This window comes from Massilia sp. X63 (assembly GCF_041023745.1).
GTDB lineage: Bacteria > Pseudomonadota > Gammaproteobacteria > Burkholderiales > Burkholderiaceae_D > Telluria.
In genome coordinates, this window is record NZ_JBFTEF010000001.1 from 119,168 (window position 1) to 145,555 (window position 26,388).

At 67.8% G+C, this 26,388-nt stretch carries 20 protein-coding genes and 1 tRNA gene; 13 read left to right on the top strand and 8 right to left on the bottom strand.

What is annotated here, in order from left to right; translation table 11 throughout:
- Position 1: 1 nt before the first annotated feature.
- The 3 genes from AB3347_RS00525 to AB3347_RS00535 form a co-directional block, all read right to left on the bottom strand.
- On the bottom strand, positions 2 to 2,926 hold the full coding sequence (locus AB3347_RS00525; protein ID WP_369089819.1) for a response regulator: 2,925 nt from the start codon (positions 2,924 to 2,926) through the stop codon (positions 2 to 4).
- Positions 2,927 to 3,145: 219 nt separating this feature from the next.
- Positions 3,146 to 3,364 (bottom strand): YbdD/YjiX family protein, encoded by a 219-nt coding sequence (locus AB3347_RS00530; protein WP_369089820.1) that lies wholly within the window; start codon positions 3,362 to 3,364, stop codon positions 3,146 to 3,148.
- Positions 3,364 to 5,430, bottom strand: coding sequence for a carbon starvation CstA family protein (locus AB3347_RS00535; RefSeq protein ID WP_369089821.1), 2,067 nt, complete (start codon positions 5,428 to 5,430; stop codon positions 3,364 to 3,366). Before AB3347_RS00535 ends, AB3347_RS00530 begins: the two co-directional genes overlap by 1 nt.
- A 220-nt stretch (positions 5,431 to 5,650) precedes the next feature.
- Here AB3347_RS00535 and AB3347_RS00540 point away from each other — a divergent pair, with 220 nt between their 5' ends.
- From AB3347_RS00540 to AB3347_RS00560, 5 genes are all read left to right on the top strand, one after another.
- Entirely contained in the window at positions 5,651 to 7,015 is a 1,365-nt protein-coding gene (locus AB3347_RS00540) for a cache domain-containing protein (RefSeq protein ID WP_369089822.1), read from the top strand.
- Positions 7,012 to 7,653, top strand: a complete 642-nt coding sequence (locus AB3347_RS00545; protein WP_369089823.1) for a response regulator — start codon at positions 7,012 to 7,014, stop codon at positions 7,651 to 7,653. The genes AB3347_RS00540 and AB3347_RS00545 overlap by 4 nt, the downstream gene beginning before the upstream one ends.
- A 94-nt stretch (positions 7,654 to 7,747) precedes the next feature.
- Positions 7,748 to 8,917 carry an HDOD domain-containing protein gene (locus AB3347_RS00550; RefSeq protein ID WP_369089824.1) on the top strand — a complete coding sequence of 390 codons (1,170 nt, stop codon included), beginning with the start codon at positions 7,748 to 7,750 and terminating at the stop codon, positions 8,915 to 8,917.
- On the top strand, positions 8,910 to 10,964 hold the full coding sequence (locus AB3347_RS00555) for a putative bifunctional diguanylate cyclase/phosphodiesterase (RefSeq protein WP_369089825.1): 2,055 nt from the start codon (positions 8,910 to 8,912) through the stop codon (positions 10,962 to 10,964). Before AB3347_RS00550 ends, AB3347_RS00555 begins: the two co-directional genes overlap by 8 nt.
- 61 nt (positions 10,965 to 11,025) lie before the next feature.
- Positions 11,026 to 11,115: transfer RNA gene (locus AB3347_RS00560), tRNA-Ser, on the top strand.
- Positions 11,116 to 11,232: 117 nt separating this feature from the next.
- Here the strand turns inward: AB3347_RS00560 and AB3347_RS00565 are convergent.
- The 5 genes from AB3347_RS00565 to AB3347_RS00585 form a co-directional block, all read right to left on the bottom strand.
- Positions 11,233 to 14,166, bottom strand: a complete 2,934-nt coding sequence (locus tag AB3347_RS00565; RefSeq protein ID WP_369090501.1) for an EAL domain-containing protein — start codon at positions 14,164 to 14,166, stop codon at positions 11,233 to 11,235.
- Between the two features lie 194 nt (positions 14,167 to 14,360).
- On the bottom strand, positions 14,361 to 15,062 hold the full coding sequence (locus AB3347_RS00570; protein WP_369089826.1) for an MBL fold metallo-hydrolase: 702 nt from the start codon (positions 15,060 to 15,062) through the stop codon (positions 14,361 to 14,363).
- Positions 15,063 to 15,096: 34 nt separating this feature from the next.
- The gene (locus tag AB3347_RS00575) at positions 15,097 to 15,891 is read right to left on the bottom strand and encodes a sulfite exporter TauE/SafE family protein (RefSeq protein WP_369089827.1); all 795 of its coding nucleotides are present in this window, start codon (positions 15,889 to 15,891) and stop codon (positions 15,097 to 15,099) included.
- Between the two features lie 62 nt (positions 15,892 to 15,953).
- Positions 15,954 to 16,391, bottom strand: coding sequence for a DUF6691 family protein (locus AB3347_RS00580; protein ID WP_369089828.1), 438 nt, complete (start codon positions 16,389 to 16,391; stop codon positions 15,954 to 15,956).
- 10 nt (positions 16,392 to 16,401) lie between these two features.
- Positions 16,402 to 16,833, bottom strand: coding sequence for a YeeE/YedE family protein (locus tag AB3347_RS00585; protein ID WP_369089829.1), 432 nt, complete (start codon positions 16,831 to 16,833; stop codon positions 16,402 to 16,404).
- A gap of 202 nt (positions 16,834 to 17,035) precedes the next feature.
- Between AB3347_RS00585 and AB3347_RS00590 the strand changes: the two genes are divergently transcribed.
- From AB3347_RS00590 to AB3347_RS00625, 8 genes are all read left to right on the top strand, one after another.
- Positions 17,036 to 17,404: a TIGR01244 family sulfur transferase gene (locus AB3347_RS00590; protein ID WP_369089830.1), complete on the top strand. Its 369-nt coding sequence runs from the start codon at positions 17,036 to 17,038 to the stop codon at positions 17,402 to 17,404.
- Between the two features lie 265 nt (positions 17,405 to 17,669).
- Complete coding sequence (locus tag AB3347_RS00595) at positions 17,670 to 18,824, top strand: TRAP transporter substrate-binding protein (protein WP_369089831.1); 1,155 nt, start codon at positions 17,670 to 17,672, stop codon at positions 18,822 to 18,824.
- Positions 18,825 to 18,917: 93 nt separating this feature from the next.
- A complete protein-coding gene (locus AB3347_RS00600; protein WP_369089832.1) occupies positions 18,918 to 19,499 on the top strand; it encodes a TRAP transporter small permease subunit in 582 nt (193 codons plus the stop codon).
- A complete protein-coding gene (locus tag AB3347_RS00605; RefSeq protein ID WP_369089833.1) occupies positions 19,496 to 21,415 on the top strand; it encodes a TRAP transporter large permease subunit in 1,920 nt (639 codons plus the stop codon). Before AB3347_RS00600 ends, AB3347_RS00605 begins: the two co-directional genes overlap by 4 nt.
- A gap of 338 nt (positions 21,416 to 21,753) precedes the next feature.
- The gene (locus AB3347_RS00610) at positions 21,754 to 22,392 is read left to right on the top strand and encodes a YitT family protein (protein WP_369089834.1); all 639 of its coding nucleotides are present in this window, start codon (positions 21,754 to 21,756) and stop codon (positions 22,390 to 22,392) included.
- Positions 22,393 to 22,594: 202 nt separating this feature from the next.
- Complete coding sequence (locus AB3347_RS00615; protein WP_369089835.1) at positions 22,595 to 24,289, top strand: diguanylate cyclase; 1,695 nt, start codon at positions 22,595 to 22,597, stop codon at positions 24,287 to 24,289.
- An 82-nt stretch (positions 24,290 to 24,371) separates the two neighbouring features.
- The gene (locus tag AB3347_RS00620) at positions 24,372 to 25,103 is read left to right on the top strand and encodes a helix-turn-helix domain-containing protein (protein ID WP_369089836.1); all 732 of its coding nucleotides are present in this window, start codon (positions 24,372 to 24,374) and stop codon (positions 25,101 to 25,103) included.
- Positions 25,104 to 25,370: 267 nt separating this feature from the next.
- Positions 25,371 to 26,351 carry a porin gene (locus AB3347_RS00625; protein WP_369089837.1) on the top strand — a complete coding sequence of 327 codons (981 nt, stop codon included), beginning with the start codon at positions 25,371 to 25,373 and terminating at the stop codon, positions 26,349 to 26,351.
- The last annotated feature ends 37 nt before the right edge of the window (positions 26,352 to 26,388 follow it).

Below are 26,388 nucleotides of genomic sequence, written 5' to 3' on the forward strand. Positions count from 1 at the left end.
TTCAGGTTTCCTTTTCAAGCAGGGCGTGGAGCGAATGGCGCACGGTCTGGAATTCGTGTTCCATGTCGGTGAGGATGCGGTCGGCGCCGGCGACCGTGTCGGCGCGCCCGAGCTGTTCGAGTTCCTTGCACAGCGTCGCCAGGCGGGCCGCGCCGATGTTGGCGCTGGCCGATTTCAGGCCGTGGGCGACGCGCCGTACGCTGCTCGCATCCATGCCGTCGACCGCCTCGCGCAGCGTGGCAAGGTGGCGCGGCGTGTCGCCGACGTAGGCGGCAATCACTTTCTGCACCAGCGCGTCGCCGCCATTGCGGCTGAGCGCGCGGATGTTGTCGAGCGCGACCCGGTTGACGGCCTCGCGCTGGATCACTTCGACCGTTTCCACGGGCAGGCGCGGCGGCGCGCGCAGCGGGCCGTCGTCGTGGTGGCTGCTGGCCGCCAGCGGCACCCCGACCCAGCGCCCGATCACGGCGGCCAGCTGCTGTTGGGTAAAGGGCTTGGACAGGTAGTCGTCCATGCCCGCGGCCAGGCAGGATTCGCGGTCGCCCTGCAGGGCGTTGGCGGTGATCGCGATGACCGGCAGGGTGCGTGCGCGGCCGGCTTCGCGCTCGTGGCGGCGGATCGCGGCGGTGGCCGCGAAGCCGTCCATCACCGGCATCTGGCAGTCCATCAGCACCGCGTCGAAGCTGCCGGTGCGCACCGCCTGCAGGGCTTCCTGGCCGTTGCGCGCGCAATGCGCTTCGATGCCCAGGCTTTCCAGCATCGCCTTGGCGACTTCGACATTGACCGGGTTATCCTCGGCCAGCAGCACGCGGCGGATCCGGGCGCGCGGCGCCGGACGGCCGGGTCCGGCGGCCGAGGCGGGCGCTGGAGATGCCCCGGTGCCGTCGCATCCGGCAGGGGCGGGCCGCTGTTGGGCGGACGCGACCGGGGCTGCGCCGGCGGCGGCCGCCGGCGCGTGCAGGCGCGCCGCACAGGCGGCCAGGCAGGCGTACAGGTCGGCCGCGCGCGCCGGCTTGACCAGCTGGTAGGCCACGCCGGCAGTGCGCCGCTGCACCGGGTCGGCCGCCAGCCGCTCGGGGCTGAGCAGCACCAAGTGGGTGGCGCGCCCGCCGGCATCGGCCTTGATCGAGGCCGCCAGCGCCAGGCCGCTGGTGTGGGTCAGTTCCATGTCGATCACGGCCGCGTCGTAGGGGCGGGCGGCGCGAGCGGCGCTCAGCAGGCGTTCGTAGCCCGCGGCCGCGCTGGCCGCGCTGTCGCAGCTCGCCCGCCAGGCCTGCAGCTGCTGGGCCAGGTCCTCGCGACTTTCCTCCTGCTCGTCGATCACCAGCACGCGCAAGCCTTCCAGCGTGTGCTGGCGGTGGCCGGGCGCATCCGGCGCATCGGGATCGACGCGGCGCTTGTCGAAGCTGACCGTGAACCAGAAGATCGAGCCGCGCGTGGGCGCGTTGTCGACGCCGATCGCGCCGCCCATCAGTTCCACCAGCTGCTTCGAGATCGCCAGCCCCAGGCCGGTGCCGCCGTAGCGCCGGGTGGTGGAATCGTCGGCCTGCGAGAAGGCCTCGAACAGGCGCGCGCGCGCTTCGCGCGAGATGCCGATGCCGGTGTCGTGTACCTCGAAGCGCAGCATCACCGATTGGGTATCTTCGCCGGCCACGCGCACCCGCGCCAGGATCCGTCCCTGCTCGGTGAACTTGATGGCGTTGCCCAGCAGGTTGGCCATGATCTGGCGCAGCCGGTTCGGATCGCCGCAGATCGCCACCGGGATGTCGTTGGCGATGTCGAAGTCGAAGCCGATGCCCTTGCCGGCGGCCTGCGGGGTGTAGACGTTGTGGATGTCGTCCAGCAGGTCCCACAGGTTGAAGTTGATGTACTCGATGGTCAGCTTGCCGGCCTCGATCTTGGAGAAGTCGAGGATGTCGTTGATGATCACCAGGAGGTGCTCGCCCGAGCGCTTGACCAGCGTGGTGTAGTTGCGCTGGGCGTCGGTGAGCGGGGTCGCGAGCAGCATCTCCGTCATGCCGAGCACGCCGTTCATCGGGGTGCGGATCTCATGGCTCATGGTGGCCAGGAAGGCGCTCTTGGCGCGGCTGGCCGCTTCGGCGGCGTTCTTGGCCTTCTCCAGCTGCTCGGTACGCACGCCGACCTGGCGTTCCAGCTCGTCGCGGTGGTGCAGCAGGGCCGCGCCGCGGTCCTCGATCTGCGCCATCATGGTGTTGAAGCTGTCGATCAGCTGCCCCAGTTCGTCGGTGCGCTGGTGGGCGATGCGCAGGCTGTAGTTCTGGCTGGACGACACCTTCTGCGCGGCCTGGATCAGCTTGGTCACCGGTTCGGCGATGCTGCGCTTGAAGCGGCCGGCCATGCACACCGACACCACCAGCGAGGCGCCCATCGCCAGGCCCATCACCGCCAGCCCGGCCAGCAGGTCGGCCCAGGTCGACACCATGTCGGTCTCGATCATGACCACGCCCACCTGCAGCGTGCCGGCCATCACCGGCTGGTACAGGCGCATGCGGCGCGACAGCAGCTGCCGCCCCTGTTCATTGGCGGCGGCCAGGGTCTCGGCGTCGACGCCCGCCAGCGCCTCGGGGTGGGGGATGTCTTCGGTCGCGCCGCTGCTACCGGCCAGGTACTGCGCGAAGGCTTGGCCGTTGCGGTCGTACAGGACGGCGGCAGCGATGTCGCGCTTGGCGGCGAGCGCGCCGAGGGCACCGTGCGCGCGCGGGCGGTCGCGTAGCAGCAGGTAGTCGGCGCTGCTGGCCGCGATCACCTGGGCGAAGGTCGACAGCTGCATCGCCTCGGTCTTGCGGTGCGTGGCGACCGAGGTCGCGGTAAAGGCGGCGAACACGAACATCAGCGCGGTCGCGGTCGAGAGCAGCGAGATGATGGTCAGCTTCTGGTTCAGGCTGGAGCGCTCGAAGTTCGGCATTCTGATCCCGCAGGCACGGCGGAACGGCCCGGCGCCGGACGACGCAGGGCTTCCTTTGCGGAATGCAAATTCCCGCAAGAAAAAAATATACGTTCAAGGGGGCGGGTGAGCGTTGACGGATGTCAACATGCGGAAGATGGGCGCCGCACGCCAGCGCAGGCCGGAAAAGCAGGAGGGGCGCCGCAGCGCCCCTCCCTCATTCAAGGGGCATCGCGCCCCTCAGCAGCAGGTAGCCCGCTTGCCGCCATACCTGGCTTCCTGGCGCTCACGGAAAAACTCCTCGTACGTCATCGGCGTCTGGTCCGGATGGGTACGCTCCATGTGGGCCAGGTAGGTGTCGTACTCGGGCAGGCCGACCATCAGGCGCATGCTCTGCCCGAGGTACTTGCCGGCCTGCCTGGTGGCCTGTACGCCTGCATCGACCAGGGCGCCGAACATCACGGCACCTGCGGCGTAGGCATGGCGACGTATGGGGTTTCCTTCGCGGTCGGGCCGCTGCTGGCGCGCGAGGCCAGGATCGTGCGGATCCCGTACACCAGCACCGACAGCACCACGATCATGAAGAAGCCCGCCAGTGCGGCGTCGACGTAGTCGTTGAAGATGATGCGCTCCATCTGCTCGACCGTCTTGGCCGGCGCCAGCACCGTGCCGGCGTCGTGCGCGGCCTGGAACTTGTCGGCGTGGGCCAGGAAGCCGACCTTCGGGTTGGCGTCGAAGATCTTCTGCCAGCCGGCGGTCAGGGTGCAGGCCAGCAGCCAGATGGTCGGCACGATGGTCACCCAGGCGTACTGGGCGCGCTTCATCTTGAACAGCACGCAGGTGCCGAGGATCAGCGCGACGGCGGCCAGCATCTGGTTGGCGATGCCGAACAGCGGCCACAGGGTGTTGATGCCGCCCAGCGGATCGACCACGCCCTGGTACAGGAAGTAGCCCCAGGCGGCCACGCACAGGCCGGTGGCCAGCAGGTTGGCCGGCAGCGACTCGGTGCGCTTCAGCGAAGGGGCGAAGGCGCCCAGCAGGTCCTGCAGCATGAAGCGGCCGGCGCGGGTGCCCGCGTCCACCGCGGTCAGGATGAACAGGGCCTCGAACAGGATTGCGAAGTGGTACCAGAAGGCCATCATGGTCTGGCCGCCCACCACGTTCGACAGGATGTGGGCCATGCCCACCGCCAGGGTCGGCGCGCCGCCGGCGCGCGAGATGATGGTGTGCTCGCCGACGTCGCGCGCCATCTGTTCCAGCAAATCCGGCGTGATCACGAAGCCCATCTGCGACACGGCCGCCGCCGCCGACTGCGCGGTGGTGCCCAGCACCGCAGCCGGGCTGTTCATCGCAAAATAGACGCCCGGATCGATGGTCGATGCCGCCACCAGGGCCATGATGGCGACGAAGGATTCCATCAGCATGCCGCCGTAGCCGATGAAGCGGGCGTGGGTTTCGTTCTCCAGCATCTTCGGGGTGGTGCCCGACGAGATCAGCGCGTGGAAGCCCGACACCGCGCCGCAGGCGATGGTGATGAACAGGAAGGGGAACAGGTTGCCCGACCAGACCGGACCGCTGCCGTCGATGAACTTGGTGGTGGCCGGCATGCGCAGGTCGGGGGCGACGATCAGGATGCCGATCGCCAGCGCCACGATGGTGCCGATCTTCAGGAAGGTCGACAGGTAGTCGCGCGGGGCCAGCAGCAGCCACACCGGGATGACCGAGGCGATGAAGCCGTAGCCGATCAGCAGCCAGGTCAGTTCGGTGCCGGTGAAGGTGAACATCGGGCCCAGGGTCGGCGAGTCGTGCACCCACTGGCCGCCGATGATGGCGAGCATGAGCAGCACGAAGCCGATGATCGAGACCTCGCCGATGCGGCCGACGCGCACGTAGCGCGAGTACAGGCCCATGAACAGCGCGATCGGGATGGTGGCCATCACGGTGAAGGTGCCCCAGGGCGAGCCGGTGAGCGCCTTCACGACGATCAGCGCCAGCACCGCCAGGATGATCACCATGATCATGAAGCAGCCCAGCAGCGCGATCAGGCCCGGGATCTCGCCCATCTCGGACTTGATCAGGTCGCCGAGCGAGCGGCCGTCGCGACGGGTCGACATGAACAGCACGATGAAGTCCTGGACGGCGCCGGCAAAGACGACGCCGGCCAGGATCCACATCATGCCGGGCAGGTAGCCCATCTGGGCCGCCAGCACCGGACCGACCAGCGGACCGGCGCCGGCGATCGCCGCGAAGTGGTGGCCGTACAACACGTACTTGTTGGTCGGGACGTAGTCCAGGCCGTCGTTGTACTTGTAGGCGGGCGTCTGGCGCAAGGGGTCCAGGCCCAGTGCTTTATAGGCAATGAACTTGCTGTAGAAGCGGTAGGCGATCAGGTAGACGCAGACGGCGGCTGCGACGATCCAGATGGCGTTGATGGTTTCGCCGCGCTTGACGGCGATGAAACCGAGCGAAAAGGCGCCGAGGATCGCTAGCGCGATCCAGCCGAGCGTGCTCGACATGCGTTTCATGGTGCTCCTCCGAGGTGGAATGACTACTTGTTGTGGCCGGTCGTACGGGACAAACCGGCGGATTTTTAGGACAGCGTAGCAGAGAGTATGTTGCACCAATATCAGGGCGACAAGCGCACCATTACGCAGTGCCTGCGTACTACTACGTAGGCGGGCGGCCGGCTTAGCCCGTAAAATGCATATCCGAAATATTGTTGAACCGTAGCAAACCGGGAGTCCCATGCAACTGAGGCAAAAGGTCATCGTGCTGGCGATCGCGCCGCTGATCGTGGCCTTGTGCGCGATCGCCCTGTTCGTGCGCCAGCAGGCCGTCGAGCTGGCGCGGCAGCAGCGCGCCACCATCCAGCGCGCCTACCTGGCCAGCAAGGAAGCCGAGCTGCGCCACTACGTGGCCATGGCCAGCCAGTCGATCGGCCACCTGGTGCGCTCCGGCCGCAGCGACCCGGCTACCCTGGACGAGGCCAAGCGCATCCTGGGCAGCCTGAGTTTCGGGGACGACGGCTATTTCTTCGTCTACGACATGCAAGGCCGCAGCCTGATGCACCCGCGCCAGCCCGAGCTGGTGGGCAAGGACATGTGGAACTGGGTCGATGCCAAGGGCGTACCCACCATCCAGCGCCTGATCGAACGGGCCCGCGCCGGCGGCGGCTTCCACCGCTACATTTGGGTCAAGCCGACTTCGCACCAGGCGGCCCCCAAGCTCGGCTTCGTGGTGCCGGTGCCGCACTGGGGCTGGATGATGGGCACCGGGATCTACCTCGACGACGTCGAGGCCGCGCTGGCCCAGGTGGACGCCCAGCAGTCGCGCAACATCGACGAGACCCTGCTGTGGATCGCCGGCCTGGCGATCCTGGCCTCGGTGGCGGTCGCGAGCGGCGGCCTGGTGCTGAACCTGCGCGAGCTGCGCGTGGCCGACGCCAAGCTCAAGGCGCTGGCCCAGCGCGTGGTCGAATCGCAGGAAGAAGAGCGGGCGCGCCTGTCGCGCGACCTGCACGACGGGATCAGCCAGGCGCTGGTCTCGGTCAAGCTGCAGCTGGAGGCCGGCATCATCCGCCTGGACGGCGACGCGGGCCAGCAGCAGGCCGCGCGCGGCGCGCTCGAGCGCACCGTGGAGCAGGTGAAGTCGGTGCTGGGCGAGGTGCGCCGCATTTCGCACGACCTGCGCCCGGCGCTGCTCGACGACCTGGGCCTGGCGCCGGCGCTCGAGCACCTGGCCGGCGAATTCGGACAGCACAGCGGCACCCCGGTGCGCTTCCGTACCGAGGGCGCGGTCGACGCGCTGCCCGAGATGGCGGGCACGGTGCTGTTCCGCATCGCCCAGGAGGCGCTCACGAATGCCGCGCGCCACGCCGGCGCGGGCCGGGTCGAGATGCTGCTGGCGCGGCGCGGCCGCTGCCTGAGCCTGGCCATCGCGGACGACGGCGGCGGCTTCGACGCCCACGACATCGCCCGCCACCCGCAGCGCGGCATCGGCCTGCGCAACATGATGGAACGGATGGAAGCGATCGGCGGCAGGCTCGAGATCGATTCGTCCCCGCTCGGCACCCGCGTGGTGGCCAGCATCGACTTGAAGGAGGCAATATGACGGAAGAGGGAAAGGAAGTACGGATCCTGCTGGTGGACGACCATCCCCTGGTGCGCGACGGCCTGCGCGCGCGCCTGGAAGCGGCGCCGCGCCTGCGCGTGGTGGGCGAGGCCGGGTCCGGCCAGGAAGCCCTGGACCAGGCCGGCGCCTGCCGGCCCGACCTGGTGCTGATGGACGTGAACATGAAGGGCGGCAGCGGCATCGAGGCCACGGCGCGCCTGACCGCGTGCTTCCCCGGCATCGCGGTGCTGATCCTGTCGATGCACGACAAGCCGGAATACGTGACCCAGGCGATGGCGGCCGGCGCCCGCGGCTACGTGCTGAAGGACGCGCCCGGCAAGGACATCGTGCTGGCGATCGATACCGTGATGGGCGGCGGCATCTATTACAGCGCGGCGCTGGCGCGCCAGCTGGCCGGCCCGGCGGCTCCCGACGGCCTGCTTACCCTGCGCGAACAGGAAGTGCTGGAGCATATCGCGGCCGGCCAGTCGAACAAGCAGATCGCCCGCGCCCTCGCGCTCTCGGTGCGCACCGTGGAAACCCACCGCCTCAACATCAAGCGCAAGCTCGGCATCGAAGGACAGGCCGAGCTGATCCGCTTCGCCGTGCAGCGTTCGGAAAGTCGCGCTTATGCATGAGTGATACAAAAAGTATCTCCAAAGAAATAAAGATGTTGCTTTCCGATAATCGGTGCAATAAGATTGGTCGAATATCACTGAGAGCCCTCCCGAAATGGCCGAGCTGGACCCTGACTCGTTTCCGCTGGTAGCAATCGACCCGGTCGCCAATGGGCGCAACGAGTGGGTCGCGCTATGCCTGCGGATCGCCGGCGGGGACGGGCTGGCGCAGCGCCTGCAGGCCGTGTTCGGCACGCCGGACCTGCTGGCCGCGATCGCGCCGCTCGACGGACTCATCATGCTCGACGACCCGGTCGCGCTGACGCCACCGGTACTGGCCCTGATGCCGGCCAACCGCATCGGCTTCGTGGTCGCGGCCGCGGCGCTGGGCCGCGACGGCATGGCGCGCCGCCTCGCCGAACTGCACGAACTCGGCTACCGCCTGTGGCTGGAGGGCGCGCCGCCGCCCGGCGCGCCGGTGCCGCCGGCGCTGCGCACCATCGCGCGCGACTGCGCCCGCGAGCCCCTGCCGCCCACGCGCCTGGCCGCGCTGTTCGGCCCGCACCTGGCGCGCGGCGTCGACAGCGCCGCAAGCTTCACGCAAAGCGAGCTGACCGGCTTCGACTGGTTCAGCGGCGACTACCCCTGCGACCCGCTGCTGGCCGGCGACAGCCACGACGGCAGTTCGCGGCGCCGCATCCTGACGCTGCTCGGCCTGCTGTCGCGCGACGCCGATTCGCGCGAGCTCGAACAGCAGCTCAAGCAGGATCCGACGCTCTCTTACCACCTGCTCAAGCTGGTCAACTCGGCCGCCTTCGCGGTCAGCACCCAGATCACCAGCTTCAACCAGGCCATCACCCTGCTCGGCCGGCGCCAGTTGCAGCGCTGGCTGCAGCTGCTGCTATACGCGCGCCAGCAGGCCGACGGCCTGCCCAATTTGCTGCTGCCGCTGGCTGCGCGCCGCGCCGCCCAGCTCGAAGCCTTGTGCAAGCAGGGCGGGGGCACCCGCGACGACTGCGACCTGGCCTTCATGGCCGGCGTGTTCTCGCTGCTCGACCGGCTGCTGCAGATGCCGATGGCCGAGATCGTGGCCGACCTGCACCTGCCGCAGCACGTGGCCGATGCGCTGCTGCACCGCAGCGGCACCCTGGGCAGCTGGCTGCGCCTGACCGAAACCCATCCCTCGCACGAGGCGCTGGGCGCGGCCGGCCTCGATGCCGCCGGCTGGTGGAACAGCCAGCTGAACGCCTATCATTGGGCGATCCAGGTGGGCCGCAATGTGTGAGTTGCCCGCCGCCGTCCCGGTCGTGACCGCGCTGGATTTCGCCGGCGCGACCACGGCCGCCTGCGACGCCGTCCTGAAACTGCGCGGCGAGGCTCTGCACCAGGAACTGGGACGCATCGCCTGCGCGCTGCTGGACGGCGCTACCGGGCGCTTCCTGCCCGGCGCCGCCGCTGCCGGCCCGGACGGCGCCGGCGCGGTATTGCGCCAGGTGGTGGCCGGAACCGCCGAGCAGTTCGGCGTCTACGAGGTGACCGGGCGCCCGGCCTGGTCGGCCGAGGACGCGCGCAAGCTGGCCGCCCTGGCGCAGCTGACCGCCTCGCTGCTGCAGGTGCATTCCCTGGCGGTGCGCTCGACCCACGCCTACGCGCAGATGGAAGCCCAGCTCGCGCACCAGTCGCAGATCCTCGACCAGATCCACGAGTCGGTGCTGACCATGGACCAGATGGGCTACATCACCAGCTGGAACCGCGGCGCCGAGGAACTGTTCGGCTACAGCGCGCTGGAGGCGATCGGCCGCAACATCCTGTTCCTGTACGCCGACGAGGACGAGGGCTTCCACGACAGCTTCGCCGAGCAGGGCGGGCGCATGATGGAAGTGCGGCGCCGCAAGAAGTCGGGCGAGGTGTTCTGGGCCAGCCTGTCGCTGTCGCCGCTGCGCGACCTGGCCGAGCGCCCGATCGGGCTGATCGCTTATCTGACCGACATCACCGAACGCAAGCAGGCCGAGGAACAGCTGCACCACCTGGCCTATTACGACGAGCTCACCGGCCTGCCGAACCGCACCCTGTTCGCGCGCCTGGTCGACCAGGCCCTGATGGTGGCCCAGCGCAACGAGGCCGCCGGCTGCGTGCTGTTCATCGACCTGAACCGCTTCAAGCGCATCAACGACACCCTGGGCCGCCGCATCGGCGACGAGCTGCTGCAGCAGGCGGCCGAGCGCTTCCGCAACACGCTGCGCGACGAAGACGTGGTGGCGCGCCTGTCGGGCGACGAATTCGCGGTGGGCCTGTTCGACATCCGCCAGCACTTCGAGGCCACCACGGTGGCGCAGAAGCTGCAGGCCGCGCTCGACGCGCCCTTCATCATCGGCGGCCACGACCTGCGCGTGGGCGCCAGCATCGGCATCAGCGTCTATCCGCAGGACGGCAGCGACGCCGAGACCCTGCTGGGCCTGGCCGACATCGCGATGGAACGGGCCAAGCAGCTCGACGAGAATCCCGACCGCAGCGTGGCCTTCTACAGCCAGGACATGAACCAGGGCATGCAGGAGCGCATGCGCATCGAGTCCGGCCTGCGCCAGGCGCTCGGCAACGGCGAGCTGACCCTGTACTACCAGCCCAAGTTCGAGATCGGCAGCGACCGCATCGTCGGCGCCGAAGCGCTGGTGCGCTGGGTGCACCCGACGCGCGGCATCGTGCCGCCCGCCGAGTTCATTCCGCTGGCCGAAAGCACCGGCCTGATCGTGCAGGTGGGCGAGTGGGTGCTGGAGCAGGCCTGCGCCCAGGCCGCGATCTGGCAGCGCGCCGCCATGCCGCCGCTGCGCCTGGCGGTGAACGTGTCGGCGCGCGAGTTCACCCAGTCGCTCCCGAACCGCGTGGCCGCCACGCTGGCGCGCTACCAGCTGGACGCCTCCTGGCTGGAACTCGAGATCACCGAGAGCACCCTGATGCACGACTTCGAGCGCGTCACCGCCATCATGGACCGCATCCACCAGCTGGGCGTGGCGCTGTCGCTGGACGATTTCGGCACCGGCTATTCGAGCCTGTCCTACCTGAAGCGCTTCCCGATCGACACCCTGAAGATCGACCGCTCGTTCACCACCGGCATCCCGGAGGACGCGAGCGACTGCGCGATCGCCGGCACCATCGTCAGCATGGCCCAGCAGCTCGGCCTGCGCGTGATCGCGGAAGGCGTGGAGACCCTGGCGCAGCTGTCCTTCCTGCGCGCGTCGGGCTGCGACGAGGTGCAGGGCTTCTTGTACAGCAAGCCGCTGCCGGCGGCGGAGTTCGAGCGCTGCCTGCGCGAGAACTGGCTGCTGGTGGCTTGATGGTGCGAGCAGATTCGTCTGTCCGGCCCAGATGATTTATGTATAATGCCGGTTCCTCATAGGAAGCGTGGCCGAGTGGTTGAAGGCAGCAGTCTTGAAAACTGCCGACGGGGGAACCCGTTCGTGAGTTCGAATCTCACCGCTTCCGCCAAGCATACTGGACAAGAGCCCCACACGTTGGGGCTCTTGTCGTTTTCAGGCGCACCATGCGATCAGCGCGCCGATCGCGCGATTCCTGGTGCGTTCGGGCGCGTTACGGCGTTGCGCCTCAGTTGCCGGGCGCTACGTCGCTGATGGCAGGCGTGCCTGCGAATGCCTCCGCCCGGGCCGTCACCAGCCGTGTGAATGCCGCGGCGTCCATGGGCTGGCCGAACAGGTAACCCTGGCAGCAGCCGCAGCCGATCTGCGCCAGGAAATCGCGCTGGGCCTGCGTCTCCACTCCTTCGGCGATGATGCCGAGTCCCAAGGACTCGCTCAGCGCGACGATGCTGCGGGCGATCGAGGCATCGTTCGGATTGTCCAGGATGTCGCGGACGAAGGAACGGTCGATCTTGAGCTGGTCGAGGGGCAGCCGCTTGAGATAACTGAGCGATGAATATCCGGTGCCGAAATCGTCGAGGGCAAAGCGGATGCCGCGCGCCTGCAACTGCAGCATCTTGTCGATCGTCTCGTCGATGTCGTCGATCAGGACGGTCTCGGTCAGTTCCAGCTTGAGCAGGCGCGGATCGATACCGCAGCCATCCACGATGTCCAGCACCTCGCGGACGAAGCCGGGCTGGCGAAACTGGCGCACGCTGACGTTGACAGCAAGACTCAGGTTCCCCATCCGGGGAAGGCAGCACCATTGCGCCAACTGCCTGCAGGCTTCGCCCAGCGCCCAGCGCCCGAGCGGCAGGATCAGTCCCGACGCTTCCGCGACCGGGATGAATTCCGCAGGACCCACCGGAGCGCCTGTCGGCCTGTTCCAGCGAAGCAGGGCTTCCGCGCCGCTGATCCGGCCTGCGCTGTCCACCTGGGGCTGGTAGTGAAGCGCAAATCCGCCCTTGTGAAGCGATTCGCGCAGCTGCGCTTCCATGGCAAGGCGCTGGCTGACTTCCGCTTCCATGTCCGGGTGGAAGAAGCAGAGAGTGTTCTTGCCTTCGCGTTTGGCACGGTACATGGCCATGTCGCCCCGCTTCATCAAGGTATCGATATCGCCCTCGGTGCTGAGCGCAGCGCCCAGGCTGCAGGTGGCGTGATGGGGCATGCCATCGATGTCGAAGGGTTCGCGCACCGCGTCGAGAATCTTCCTTCCGGTGAGCGCCGCGTGCTGGAGCGCTTCATGCGGATCTCGCCCCAGGCTTTCGAGCAGGACGACGAATTCATCGCCCCCGATGCGCGCCACCGTATCGCCGGCCCGGGTGCAGGCGCTGAGGCGCTGCGCCACCTGCATCAGCAAGCGGTCCCCGGCGCCGTGACCGCGCAGGTCGTTCAGGTCCTTGAAGTCGTCCAGATCGAGGAACAGCAGGGCGGCGATCTGGCCCGAGCGTTCGTGCAGCGGGAGGCAGTGGCGCAGCCGTTCCAGCAGCAGGCGCCGGTTGGCCATGCCTGTCAGCGGGTCGGAATAGGCAAGGCGTCCGATTTCATCCTGCGCCGCTTTCTGCTCGGAGATATCGCCCTGGGTGCCAACGTAATGGGTGATGCTGCCGGAACCGTCACGCACCGCCGTCACGGTCAGGCGGGCCGGATAGACGCTGCCGTCCTTGCGGGAAGTCCAGATCTCTCCCTGCCATTTTCCTTCGGCTTCGGCAGCCGCCCACATGGCGACGCCGGCATCGTCGCCATCCCAGCTGAGCGAGAACGGCGGCAGGAAGCTGCCGGCCAGTTCGTCCACGGTGTATCCGCTCATTGCGCAATAGGCGTCGTTCACCCGCACGATGCGGCTGTCGGGGCCGGCGATGAACATGCCTTCGGCAGACTCGAATACCGTCGCCGCCACGCGGGTCGATTCTTCGGCGGCCCGCCGCTCGGAAATGTCGAGCGAAATGCCGCATATGCCCTGGATCCTGCCATCGTCCTGCAACAGCGGTATCTTGGTCGTCAGCACGGTACGCTGGCGGCCTTCGGCATCGGGCACGGTTTCTTCCAGGACGACCCGGCGCCGCTCGGCGATCGCGCGCTGGTCGCTGCTGGCGACCAGCGCGGCGACCACCGGCCCGAACAGTTCATCGTCCTTGCGTCCGATGATGTCTTCTCGGCTGCGCCCGGAAAATTGCTGCAGCGCGTGGTTGGCGTAGGTGTAGCGGAGCGACGCATCCTTTATATAGATGAGGCTGTCCACGCTGTCGAGGATGGTCTGGAGCCGTTGCCGGGTTTCGCGCAAGGCCCCGGTCTTGCGCAGGTTCTGGCCTTTCAGCCACGCCGCCGCCGCCAGGGTCGCGGCCAGCAGGGCCAGCACCAGGCCGGCGCCCCAGCGTAGGTAAGCGGGCGCCTGCGCCAGGAAGCCGCGTGACTGCCATTGCTCGAGAATGTCGAAGTACACCGAATCCGGCTGGGATTGCCAGGCGCCGAGGTGGCGGTCGAGCGCCGCCAGCAGATCGCCGTTGTGGCCTTTTCCTGTCGCATAGAAGAGGCGCGCCGGCTGGAACATGATGGGGGTTGCCACGATCGCGCGCCCGGTTGCATAAAAACTGCCCACATAGTGGCTGGCGACGACGGCGTCGGCCTTGCCCCGCGCTACCAGGTCGAAACCGTCGGCGACCGATGCGACCGGCACCAGCTGCGGCCTGACCCCGAAGTCCGCGGCAAAACGGGTGAAGTAGCGTTGCTGGATCGAATCTGACAGGACCGCGATGCGTATGCCTCCGATATCGGTCATGTCCGTCAGGGGGATGCCGGCGCGCCGGTAGATTTGCGACCAGCTGAACAGTGCCGGGACGCGGTGGAAGTCGAGCCGCTGGGTGCGCTCCTCGGTCCAGGCGACATCGGGCAGCAGGTCGATACGCCCCTCCTGCAGCGCATTCAGGCACCGTGTCCACTGGCAGCTGACGAAGCGCAGCTGCCAGTCTTCCGCGGCGGCGACCTGGCGCAGCAGGTCGACCATGATGCCGTCCGCCTGGCCGTTGTTGCCGAGGTACAGCTTCGGAGGATTCGTGTAGACGCCGACCAGCACCACGCGTGGGGCGGCCGCTGCATTCGCCAGCGGGGCAAACGATAGCAACACCAGTAGCAGCAGGCGTCCCAGCAAGAAAGGCTTCCTTTCGCCATGATGGATGTCGGACAGACGCCGGTCCGACACCGAACGGGCGCTCATACGTCCTTTTTACCATACTTGTAGCGCGGGAAGCGTTAAAGAACTTGCAAGATTTGCTTGCTACACTCGGCCGCCGTGCAGATGGATGACGCGTGTTTCCAGGCTTAGCCTCCGTGCGGCAGCCCCAGATTCTGGTTCGCCGGCACCGCCACATCGATCAGCTTCGGCTTCGGCAGCTTCAGCTCGCCCATCAGCTTCACGAAGTCCTCGCGCGTGCGCCCGGCCAGGCGTGCGTTGTGCCGCTTTTCCCAGCCGATCGTCGACACCGACTGGTCCTTGTAGTCGTGCCCCGGCCACATGCGGGTGTCGTCCGGCAGGGTGAACAGCTTGCCGTGGACGCTGTCGAAGAGCGCATCCGCGCTGCCGCTCTGGAAATCGGTGCGGCCGCAGCCGTCGATCAGGAGGGTGTCGCCCGTGAACACGTTGCCGCGCCAGACATAGCTCATGCTGCCGGCGGTATGGCCCGGCGTGTGCAGGACCCGGATCTCTTCTGCCTGGCCGAAGCGGATCGTGTCGCCGTCGTTCAGCTGCAGCTCGGCCGGCGCGATGCCGCAGCCGCTCGGCACGGCGGCCAGCGCGCCGGTTTTCTCGCGCAGCTTGCCGGCCGAGGTGACGTGATCGGCGTGGGCATGGGTTTCGAGCACGTAGCGCAGCGTCAGGCCGAGGCGCTCGAGATGGCGCAGGTCGCGTTCCCAGTGGCGCTCCACCGGATCGACGATCACCGCTTCCGTCTCGCCGGGCGCCGCCAGGATATAGGTGAAGGTCGAGGACTCGGTATCGAACAGCTGGATGGGATTGATGTTCATGGTGTTCTCCTGGGTCACGTATAAAGAATGTACATCATGTCAGCGCCTTGCCGATCATCCCGAAGGCCACCAGGGCCGAGACGAGGGCGAAGCCTTTTTGCAGCTGCGGACCGGCGATCCGCGCGGCCAGCGAACGGCCGCCCAGCATGCCCACCAGCGCGCCTGCCGCGAACGGCGCCGCGGTGGGCCAGTCGATGCCGCCCTGTGCCGAGGCAACGGCCACGCCGGCGGCGGAAATGATGGCGATCACGGCCAGCGAGGTGGCCACCGCCGACTTGATCGGCAGGTCGGTATAGCGCTGCAGGGCAGGGACCATCACGAAGCCGCCGCCGACGCCCAGCAGGCCGGACAGGAGGCCGGCGAGGGCGCCCGACAGGGCCAGGGCACGTGCGCACGGCCGGGTCCAGACGAAGCGGCCGGTGGTCGGGGCGCGGACGCAGACCGCCTTGTCCTGTGTCGCGGCGCTGGAAGACGGCGCGGCGGCCTGGCGGTAGGTCCGGAAGGCCACGTACAGCAGGGTCAGGGCGAACAGCACGCCCAGCCAGCGCGCATCGACCACGCGCGCCGCCCACAGTCCGGCCGGGGAGAGCAGCATGCCGGCGGCGGCGACCAGCAGCGCGGCGCGGTAGCGCACGATGCCGGCGCGCAGCCCGAGCGCGGCGCCGAGCGCGGCCGCCATGCCCACTGCCAGCAGGCCGATCGGTCCCGCCTGGGCGACGCCGATGCCGGTGCCGAAGACCAGCAGCGGCACGGCGAGGATGCCGCCGCCGGCGCCGGTCAGCGCCAGGATCAGGCCGACAACCAGGCCGAGTCCGGCGCCGGTCAGCATGACGGCCTCCGCCGCGCGGGCCGGGCGTCCGCCTTCTCGATGAGGGTCCGGATGCGCATGGCTCAGGCGGTCCGGGTGACGCGGCCGGCGCGGAACCATTCGGCCAGCTCGAAGATGGCCATGCCGGCCAGCATGGCGACCGTGAACACGATCGCCTTCGGATTGCCGGTGGCCAGCGATGCCAGGGCCGGGCCCGGGCAATAGCCGGCCAGTCCCCAGCCGGCGCCGAAGGCCAGCGAACCGAGTACCAGGCGGCGGTCGATCCGGGTGGCGGTGGGCAGGCGCATCGGCTCGCCGAGCAGCGAGCGCTCGCGCCGTTTCGCGAACCAGAACGCGGGGGCGCTCACCAGGATGGCGCCGCCCATCACGAAGGCGAGCGACGGATCCCAGTTGCCGGCCAGGTCGAGGAAACCCAGGACCTTCGACGGGTCGGTCATGCCGCCGACGATCAGGCCGAAGCCGAAGACCAGTCCGATCAGCAGTGCTGTCACGATGTGCATGGTGTCCTCCTTATCCGAGCAGGTGGCGTACGACGAAGACGGTGGCGAAGCCGGCCAGCATGAAAGCCGCGGTGGCGGCCAGCGAGCGTGGCGACTGGCGCGACAGGCCGCATACGCCGTGGCCGCTGGTGCAACCGGCGCCGTAGCGGGTGCCGACGCCGACCAGCAGGCCGGCCACGATCAGGGTGAGCTCGCCGGCCGCGACGGTGGCGGTGGGCAGCGCCGCAAACAAGGCATAGGCAAGCGGCGCGCCGACCAGGCCGAGCAGGAAGGCGATGCGCCAGCCGACGTCGCCGCCGGATGGGCGCAGCAGGCCGCCGAGGATGCCGCTGATGCCGGCGATCCTGCCGTTGAACAGGATGAAGGCCGCCGCGGCGGCGCCGATCAGCAGCCCGCCGGCCAGCGAGCTCCAGGGTGTGAAATGGATCCAGTCGATGTTCATGTCTTCACTCCTTCGGTTGGCAGGCAGAACTGTTGGCAGCAGGAGAGCGCAAGCCTGCGCCGCGGTAGCCCGCATATCGGGCACATTGGGTACTTGTGTGTGAGCCATGGCTCACTTCGTTTAGTCTACTAAAACACATTATATCGACGAACAATCTATATTTCAATATAATGTTGTTTTCGATCGATCACAGGAGAGCACCATGACCATCCGTTACCTCAGCAAGGACTATGCAGTGGGTCCGCAGATCGCGCCGCCGGACGTCGCGCACCTGAAGGCGCAGGGCTTTGCCACCCTGGTCTGCAACCGGCCGGACGGCGAGGGCGGCGATCAGCCGCTGTTTGCGGAGATTGCCGCGGAAGCGAACAAGCACGGCATGCAGGCGCTGCATCTGCCGGTCATCCCGGGCCGGATTACCACGGCCGATCGCGATGCCTTCGCGGCGCTGTACGCGGCGGCGGCCAAGCCCGTGCTCGGGTTCTGCCGTACCGGCATGCGTGCCGAGACGCTGTGGAGCGAGACGCAGGACCGCCGGGATGACAATGCGGCGCCTGCCGGCAGCAGCCGCTGAGCGCCGGTTCGTCCCGCTTCCGGCACCTGCCGATCTCGACCGTCGCGCTGCGATCGGAAGCGGGAACCAGCTCGTCCTTGACACAAAAACAAAACAATACGATCCTGCGTAAGTACGAAAAGTCCTGTGGGAAATAGATCGTTCCCGCGGGGCGCCTGCCGATCATCCCAGCGAAGGAGAAGTCCCCGAAGCCATCTTGTGCGTATCGATTCGATCCATGTGTTGCAGTCCAGGTATCTACATAAAACTAGACAGGAGACGAAGCATGAAGCAGCGTGACGACGATTCAAGGAAGCCAGCATCCACCCGCCGCAAGTTCCTCGGCACCGCAGCCGCCGGCACCGCCGGCGCCAGCCTCGCGGTCCCGATGATCGCCACCGCACAAACGCCGAAGCAGATGCGCTTCCAGAGCACCTGGCCCAGCAAGGACATCTTCCACGAATACGCGCTCGATTTCGCCAGGAAGGTCAACGACATGACCGGCGGCGAACTCAAGATCGACGTGCTGCCGGCCGGCGCCGTCGTTCCCGCCTTCGGCCTGCTCGACGCCGTCTCCAAGGGCACCCTGGACGGCGGCCACGGCGTCATGGGCTACAACTACGGCAAGCAGAGCGCCATCGCGCTGTGGACCTCGGGCCCGGCCTACGGCATGGACGCCAACATGGTGCTGGCCTGGCACAAGTATGGCGGCGGCAAGGAGCTGCTGGCCGAGCTGTACAACAGCATCGGCGCCAACGTCGTCTCTTTCCTCACCGGCCCGATGCCGACCCAGCCGCTGGGCTGGTTCAAGAAGCCGATCAGCAAGGTCGAAGACCTGAAGGGCCTGAAGTTCCGCACCAACGGCCTGGCGATCGACATGTTCACGGCCATGGGCGCGGCGGTGAATGCGCTGCCGGCCGGCGAGATCGTGCCGGCCATGGACCGCGGCCTGCTGGACGGCGCCGAGTTCAACAACGCCAGCTCCGACCGCGTGCTCGGCTTCCCGGACGTCTCCAAGATCTGCATGCTGCAAAGCTTCCACCAGAGCTCGGAGCAGTTCGAGATCAGCTTCAACAAGACCAAGTACAACGCCATGCCCGCCAAGATGAAGGCGATCATCGAGAACGCGGTCGAGGCGGCCTCGAGCGACATGGCCTGGAAGGCGGTCGACCGCTATTCCAGGGACTACGCCGGCATGCAGGCCCAGAACGGCGTCAAGTTCTACAAGACGCCGGACTCGGTGCTGCAGGCCCAGCTCGCGGTGTGGGACCAGGTGGTGGCGAAGAAGGGCGCCGACAACCCGCTGTTCAGGAAGGTCGAGGCCTCGATGCGCGCCTTTGCCGAGCGCGCGATGAAGTGGGACATGGACACCAACAACCCGCGCCGCATGGCCTACAACCACTACTTCGGTCGTAAAGCGGCGGCGCCGAAAAAAGCCTGAGCGTTGGCGCAGGGTGGCCGGCGCAGCCGACCACCCTGCGAGTGCCCATGCCATCCATCGATGGCTGTTCGTCGTCGCCCCTGGAGCAGCTCCATGCAGAACATTCTGTTTTTCGTCGACCGGGTCAGCAGCTGGGTCGGCCAGGCCTTTTCCTGGCTGATCGTCGCGCTCACCTTCCTCATCAGCTGGGAAGTGTTCGCGCGCTACGCCCTGAACCGGCCCAATCCCTGGGCCTTCGACCTGATGATCATGATGTACGGCGCCGCCTTCATGATGGCCGGCGCGTATACCCTGGCCAAGAACGGCCACGTGCGCGGCGACGTGCTGTACAGCTTCTTCCCGCCGCGCCTGCAGGCCGGCCTCGACCTGATCCTGTACTTCGTCTTCTTCATTCCCGGCGTGGTGGCGCTGGTCTGGGCCGGCACCACCTACGCCGCCGAGTCCTTCGCCATCCGGGAGCACTCCACGCTCACCGCCAACGGCCCGCCGCTGTATCCCTTCAAGATGGTGATTCCCTTCGCCGGCATGCTGCTCCTGCTGCAGGGCGGCGTCGAGATCGTGCGCTGCCTGATCTGCCTGAAGAACGGCGCCTGGCCGGCGCGCGAGCCGGACGTCGAGGAAGTCGACGTGGACAAGCTCAAGGCCCAGGTGACGGCGGAGGAGGGCAGGCCATGAGGAAGGAAATCTGGTTCGGCCTGTCGATGCTGGTGGCGATCGTGGTCGCCCTGTTCGCCCTGATGCCGGCGCCCGCCGACATGAGCAACGGCCACCTCGGCCTCCTGATGCTGGCGCTGGTGGTGGTGGCCATCATGCTCGGCTTCCCCACCGCCTTCACCCTGATGGGCATGGGCGTGCTGTTCGCCTGGTTCGCCTTCCACAGCCAGGACCCCGGCCAGGCGCTCCAGCTGACGCTCGACCTGATGGTGCAGCGCGCTTATTCGGTGATGGCCAACGACGTCCTGATCTCGATCCCGCTGTTCATCTTCATGGGCTACCTGGTGGAACGCGCCAACCTGATCGAGCGCCTGTTCAAGAGCCTGCACCTGGCGATGGCGCGCGTGCCGGGTTCGCTGGCGGTGGCCACCATCGTCACCTGCGCCATCTTCGCCACCGCCACCGGTATCGTCGGCGCGGTGGTCACCCTCATGGGCCTGCTGGCGCTGCCGGCCATGCTCAAGGCCGGCTACAGCACCCAGCTGTCGGCCGGCTGCATCACGGCGGGCGGCTGCCTGGGCATCCTGATTCCGCCTTCGGTGCTCCTCATCGTGTACGGCGCGACGGCCGGGGTGTCGGTGGTCAAGCTGTATGCGGGCGCCTTCTTCCCCGGGCTCATGCTGGCCGCGCTCTACGTCGGCTATGTGCTCCTGATCGCCAAGCTGCGCCCGTCGATGGCGCCGCCGCTGCCCGCGGAGGAGCGGGTGGTGGCGTTGCCAGCCTACACCCAGGCCATCCCTGGCGCCTACGACCGGATGGCGGTGCCCGGCCTGCTGCGCGCCTTCAAGGGCGCCAATGGCGCCAACGGCGCCCGGCGCACCCTGGCATCGAACCTGTTCGTCGCCATGCTGCCGGCCCTGGCCTTCGTCGCCGTCATGGGCATCGGCTACCGGATCGCAACCGCGCCGGAAGCGCCGAGGACCGAACTGGTCGAGATGGGCGCCCAGCAGGACCTGGACCTGTCGTCCGCGAGCGAAGCCGGCGGCCTGGCCGAGCCGCCGGTGGAAGGCGGGCTGGCCGAGCCGCCGGTCGACGGAGACGCGGCCGCCGCGGCGCAGCAGGCGCCGGCGCCCGAAGCCACCCAGCCCATTCCGACCACGGCGTCGGCCGACCCCGTGGCCAAGCCGGCGTCGCAGGGCTTCTGGATCGCGCTCGCCGTGCTGGCCGCCGTGACGATCGGGTTCTACCTGCTGTTCACCTTCGCACGGCTCGAAATCTTCAAGATGCTGCTCGGCTCCCTGTTCCCGCTGGCGCTCCTGATCCTGGCGGTCCTCGGCAGCATCGTGTTCGGCCTGGCCACGCCCACCGAGGCCGCGGCGATGGGCGCGTTCGGCGGCCTGATCCTGGCGATCGCCTACCGCCGCTTCAACTTCAGGCTGCTGCGCGAATCCGCGCACCTGGCCACCAAGACCACGGCCATGGTGTGCTGGCTGTTCGTCGGCTCCAGCATCTTCTCGGCCGCGTTTGCCCTGCTGGGCGGGCAGGAGATCATCAACGCCTGGGTGCTCGGCATGGACCTGACGCCGGTCCAGTTCATGATCCTGGCCCAGGTCGTGATCTTCCTGCTCGGCTGGCCGCTGGAATGGACCGAGATCATCGTGATCTTCATGCCGATCTTCGTGCCCTTGCTGCCCCACTTCCAGATCGATCCGCTGTTCTTCGGCCTGCTGGTGGCGATGAACCTGCAGACCGCCTTCCTGTCGCCGCCGGTGGCGATGTCGGCCTTCTACCTGAAGGGGGTGGCGCCGCCGCACGTCACGCTGAACCAGATCTTCCTCGGCATGCTGCCCTTCATGGGCCTGCAGGTGCTGGCCGTGATCCTGCTGTATACCTTCCCGGCGATCGGCTTGTGGCTGCCGCAGGTGCTGTACAAATAGAGGAGCCGCATAGGAGGAGCACAAGGCGCCCGGGGCATGCACGATTGTCTTGTCGTTCGAGAAAGTTATACGTTTCGCGTATGGCTGTCATGCGGAACGCGAACTGTCATTGCGCTGCAACATCGGTAATAATGAAGGGCTGTACCCAGCAGTACCTTCCACGTTACCGGATGTTGCTACCACAAGTAGCCGGCTCCGGCAGCCCTGACGGCCACTCTTCGTTCATGCATTGTGAGGAAAATGAAGCATCATCCCCTGTCCGGCTCGACTTCTTACCGATATGGCGAACGCGCCCTGCGCGTGGCCGGTAGCGAGGCGGCGCGATGATGCAGGGGGCCTTGCAACCGCAACCCCAGCCGGCCGCGGCCGCCCGCCCGGTGCCGGTCAAGCCGCACACCTTGTTCGACGACGTCTACGGCATCGCCGTCGGTGTCCTGTTCGTCGCCATGGGCGTGCTGCTGCTGCAGGCGGCCGGCCTGATCACCGGCGGCGTGGCCGGCATCTCGCTGCTGGTGTCCTACGTGTCCGGCTACTCGGTCGGCATGCTGTTCATGCTCATCAACCTGCCGTTCTTCCTGTTCGGCTACCTGTTCATGGGCGCGCGCTTCACCATCAAGTCCCTGGCCGGCAGCATCCTGATCATGGCCATGCTCAAGCTGATGCCGAGCGGCCTGGTGATCGGCCACGTGCACCCGATGGTCGCGGCGCTGGGCGGCGGCACCTTCTGCGGCATGGGCATCCTGGCGCTGGCGCGTCATGGCGCCGGCGTGGGCGGCACCGGCATCGTCACGCTGTGGCTGCAGAAACGCTACGGCATCAACGCCGGCCGCACCCAGGTAGCGATCGACGGCGTGATCCTGCTGGCCGCGCTGTCGCTGGTCGCGCCCCATCTGGTCGGCTGGTCGTCGCTGAGCGCGGTCGCCATGAGCAGCATGGTCATGGCCTGGCACCGCCCGGGACGCTACTTCGGCAACTGAAGGACGGCTGGCCCCGGTCGCTCTCGCCGGCTGCCCGCCGCTGCATTGGGGATGGCTTCCGGCACCTCGATACCCGCCATTTTGTTGCAGCGCCGCAAAAAATAGTGAATCAGACAATACTTGGCGCTGATTTATATTTATTTCTAGACAGAAATGTCGTTAGAATGTGCGGCTGTTTCATTCTGATGGTGATGATCGGTCCATGGGCGGCTTCTTCGCAAAAATGCGTCTCTCGAGCGTGATGACACTGGCCGTGTGCGCCACGGTCGCGCTGACGGTCGCGCTGCAGTTGGTGCTCGTGAACCACTTTGCCGTGCGCCAGGCGCGCGAGGAAGCCCAGTTGCGCCTGCAGCAGCTGTCCTGGCAGATGCGCGATTCGCTGAACCGGGTGATCGAGCGCACCACCGGCGACACCCGCCTGCTGGCCGAGCTGCCGCAGGTGCGCTATGCGAAGAACGCCGACGACAGCCGCGCGGCGCTGGAAAGCCTGCAGCGCACCTTTCCGGACTATGCCTGGATCGGCATCGCCGGCCTCGACGGCAAGGTGATCGCTTCCACCGGACGCATGCTGGAAGGCGCCAACGTCGGCAAGCGCCCCTGGTTCACCGCCGGCATGCACGGCGTGCATGTCACCGACTACCATCCGGCCCTGCTGCTGGAGAAGATCCTGCCGCGCAAGCCCGATCCCTGGCGCTTCGTCGATGCCTCCGGCCCCATCCTCGGGGCCGACGGCAAGCCGGTCGGCGTGCTCGGCATGCACATGAGCTGGGAATGGGCGCGCCGCCATGCGCGCAAGCTGCTCACGCCGGCGCTGCGCGAATACGGCGCCGAGATCCTCGTGGTCCGCGACGACGGCGTCGTCCTGCTCGGCCCGGCGTCGATGATCGAGTCGAAGGTCGACACCACCAGCCTGCGCCTGGCGCAGAAGGGCATGACGGGTGCGCTGCGCGAAGTCTGGCCCGATGGGCGCGCCTACCTCACCGGTTACAGCCAGACCGGCGACGTGCTCGATCCGGCCTCGCTGCGCTGGAGCGTGCTGGTGCGCCAGACCGAGGAGCGCGCGCTGGCCGGCACGGTCGACCTGAAGCGGCGCATGCTCGGCTGGAGCGCGCTGCTGGCGCTGGCGCTGGCCGGCGCGGCGGCCATGATGGCGCGCCGCCTGACGCGGCCGATGGCGGCGCTGCGCGAAGCGATCGAACGGACCACCGAGGCGACCCGGGCCGGCAGGGAGGCGCCGCCGATTCCCCGGGTCGACGGCTTCCTCGAGACGCGCATCCTGTCGGACAAGATGCGTGACCTGGTGCACAGCGAGACCGCCCACCGCCAGGCGCTGCTGGCCATGAACGGCCGTCTCGAGGCGGCCGTGGCCGAGCGGACCGCCGAACTGCAGGCGATGCTGCTGCGCGATGCGCTCACCGGCCTGCCGAACCGGCGCGCGCTGCTGCTGGCGCTGCCCGAGGCGATGAGCCGCGCGCGCCGGGTCGGGCGTCCGTGTGCGCTGCTGTTCCTCGACATGGACGGCTTCAAGGCGGTCAACGATACCTACGGCCACGAGGAAGGCGACGAGCTGCTGCGCCGCTTCGGCGAGCGCCTGCTGCTGGGCGTGCGCAAGACCGACATGGTGGCGCGCCTGGCCGGCGACGAGTTCGTGGTGGTGCTGGAGATGCTGGCCGATGCGGCCGATGCCGAAGAGACCGCGTGCAAGCTGCTCGAACGCCTGAAGGAGCCTTTCCTGCTGCACGGCGCCAGCGTGGCGGTCGGCGCCAGCATCGGCATCGCGCTGCACCGCCCCGACGACCTGCCCGACGTCGACGCCTGGGTGGCGCGCGCCGACCACGCCATGTACGCGGTCAAGCGCAGCGGCAAGAACGGCGTGGCGCTGGCCGCCTCTCTCTGAGGGCGGGCTTGCCCAGCCGGGCGCGGCGCTGCTACCATCGCGGCACCTTCATCGACGATCAGCCCACTGCGGCGCCGCCAGGATGTCCGAGATCACCCAACTCATCGCCACGCTCAAGCGCGAACTCAAACAGCAGGGCAAGACCTACCGCGACGTGGCCGAGGCGCTCGGCCTGTCCGAGCCGAGCGTCAAGCGATTGTTCGCCACCGAGCAGTTTACGCTCGAGCGCCTGGTCGAGGTCTGCGGCCTGCTGGGCCTGACGCTGGCCGAGCTGGCGCAGGAAGCGGGGCAGGGCCAGCAGCGCCTGCGTACCCTGAGTCCGGCGCAGGAGCGCGAGCTGGTATCGGATGCGCGCCTGCTGCTGGTGGCGGTGTGCGCCCTGAACCACTGGACCATGGCCGAGATGCTGCAGGCCTACCGCCTGAGCGAAGCCGAGTGCGTGCAGCAGTTGCTGCGCCTCGACAAGCTCGCGCTGATCACCCTGTTGCCCGGCAACCGCATCCGCCTGAACGTGGCGCGCGATTTCGATTGGCTGCCCGGCGGCCCGATCCGCCAGTACTTCCGCGAACTGGGCATGCCCGAGTTCATCGATAGCGCCTTCGGGCAGCCGGGCGATGTGCTCGACTTCGTGCACGGCATGCTGACCGAGAGCGCGCGCGCCAAGCTGCAGGGCGAACTGCGCCAGTTGCGCGCGCGTTTCGCACAGCTGCACGAGGAAAGCCTGGCCGCGCCGCTGCCGCAGCGGCGCGGCACCGGCTTGCTGCTGGCCTTGCGCGAGTGGGAGCCGGCGGCGTTTGCAGACTTGCGCAGGTAAGCGCCGGGCCAGGCGCGCCCCAGGCCATGGCAAGAAATGGCAGGGTAGGAACAAGGGCTAGCGTGCGCCCCTTCCTCGTATGTTGTGAAACCCTCTTGTGTCCAATCCTTCTACGGTGTAGAAGTTGAGGCAGGTCGTCAACTTTGGTTCAGGCGGATGCACCGCCGCTTTTTTGGCATTTGACTGCACGCTGCTGATTTATGTGAAGTGCTAAACAGATCAGCCTGCCAAAGAAGGGAATGATGGCTTCAAAGAGGGAATGACGCCATGAAGATCTCAATCGTCGCATGTGCCGTGCTCGGAGCGAGCGCGGCTTGCGCTTCGGCCGAGAATGCGGCTGCTCCCGACGGGAGCAGCGGCGTTGCCGAAGCAGTCAAGGAAGCCAGGGAAACCGGCGCCAGGGGCGGGTCCGTACAGGACGGGCCCGGCACCGGCCGTATCGGCGACGGGCCGGCGATTTTCACGCTGGAAACCGCGCATGAGGCCGAGCAGCGGCGCACGGGCGCGTCGTCATTGCTGAGCGTGGGGCGCCAGTACAACCTGGACGCGCGTGCGCTGAACGACGTGGGCGATCCCTTCCACGGCGGCCTGGCCGGCAGCGGCAGCGGCGCCCTGGATGCGCGCCGCACCACCGACAGCGTCGTCTATCAGGGCGGCGCCAACGGCTTCACGGCCGGATCGTCCTGGGGCAAGGGCGACCTCGACGGTTCGCCCTCCGGCCGCGCCTGGGGCATGACGGTCGGGTTCAAGGCCGGTCCGATCACGATCCGCGCCGCGCACCAGAACCGCAACGTGGCCAAGGTCACCCGCATCAATCCGGTCGACATCAGCATGGCCGCCAAGAATTCGATCATCGCCGCCAACATGCGCTTCGACTGGGGCACCGCCTATGCGGCCTACAGCGCCAACCGCGGCTGGGGCAGCTCGCCGCTGTTCAATCCCGACAATCCCTATGGCGCGGGCATCAGCAGCATCGCGTCCACCGACAGCCGCGACGTGCTGGCCGGGGTGGCGGTGCCGGTCAACCATGCGACCACGCTGCTGGCGTCGTACATCCGCAAGAACGACCGCGACCCGGCCAACCGCGATGCGCGCCAGATCGCGATCGGCGCCACCTATGCGGTGTCGCGCAAGCTCGACTTCTATGCGGCCTATTCGCATATCCGCCACCAGAGCGGCGCCCGGAGCGCCGGCGTGGACAATGGCGGCGGCGGGGCCATCAACCTGGGCATGCGGCGCGCGTTCTAGACCCGCGTGCGGCGCCGCGCCCCGTGCTGCGCGACGC